Source organism: Paeniglutamicibacter quisquiliarum, assembly GCF_019084045.1.
Lineage (GTDB): Bacteria > Actinomycetota > Actinomycetes > Actinomycetales > Micrococcaceae > Paeniglutamicibacter > Paeniglutamicibacter quisquiliarum.
Genome location: NZ_JAHRED010000028.1, coordinates 1 through 1169, shown reverse-complemented (window position 1 = coordinate 1169; position 1169 = coordinate 1). Strand labels below are relative to the sequence as shown.

Annotated in this window: 1 protein-coding gene; it reads right to left on the bottom strand. The window is 68.3% G+C overall.

The window, feature by feature from the left end; all coding sequences use genetic code 11:
- The coding region (locus tag KRR55_RS20130; RefSeq protein ID WP_217391096.1) for an IS1249 family transposase at positions 1–1077 on the bottom strand (1077 nt) is incomplete at its 3' end.
- Positions 1078–1169 lie beyond the last annotated feature (92 nt).

The following is a 1169-nucleotide window of genomic DNA, read 5'->3' as shown; positions in this document are numbered from 1 at the left end:
CCGTTCCTCCCGGGGCACTTCCCTGGGTGCCGGCTTGAGGTGTTCGGGGCGGATGAGCGTGTGCAGCGGGGCAGGGTTTTCGGTGTGGGTGTAGAGCCACCATTCGACGGCGCGTTTTGCGTGGGCCGGCGGCATGCCTCGGTGGTTGCGCAGCAGGGCGCGCAGGTGCGTGTTGACCCCGCCCTCGATCCGGTTGGTCGTCGACTCGACGCCGACGTCGCTGAGTTCCGGGTGCAGGTAGGTGAACAGGTGCCCGTTCCTGGCCAGGCGCTCCATCAGCCGGTAGGCCTTGCGCAGCCTGTCGTGGGTGTACCACCAGGCCTGGCCGGACCGGACCCCGGCGGGGCGGAAGCCGGCAGGTCCCTGCTGGTAGGTGCGCTGCCTGATCAGCTCTCCGTGCTCGGTGTGCCACTGGTTGAGCACCTGCACCCAGGCGGCTGCCTGCTCCGTGGTCCTGAGCCGCGTCAGGGCCAGGGAAATGCGGCGCAGGGCCCGCCCGGCGTCGGTGCGCGGCCGCAGCGTCAGGTAGGTGCGCACGTTGCGCTGGACATGGACCAGGCAGCGTTGGATCCGGGTCTCGGGCCAGGCCCGCGACAGGGCGGAGGCGAGCCCCGAGCCGCCGTCGATGACCACCGCGCGCGGGGCGGGGATCAGTTCCATCAGGGCCAGCCAGGCTGCAGTCTTTTCCGTGTCGCACCACTGCCACCCAATGACATGCCCGTTGGCGATCGCGATCAGGCAGCACCACCCCCGGCCCAGGTAGATGCCGTCCATCTGGACTTGGCCGTGGATTTCCCCGGTCACCGCTGCCGCGGGTTCCACGCGCCAGCACCACTGGGTGGAGCGGCGGAAGGTCCGCCCGCCGCCGGGCCCGATCTCGGCCTGGGAGTCCTTGCCCATCAGCCACTGCACGAACCGGTCAAGCTCGGCCCGCCGAGCCAGGTCTTCCCGCTTGCGCACGCTGCTGGCCCCGCAGTCAACACACCTCCAACGCTGGGTGCCCGCGGTGGTCTTCCCGTTGCGTTTGAGGCGAGATCCACATACTTCACAGTGCTTCGAATTTCCAGAACCATTCACGGTTAATGGCCCAAGGCTATAAGAAACCCCGTTCTGCCGCGCCGGCGTTGGGAAGCAGGCCGCTTACGGACACACTTTCTGTCCTATAAGCC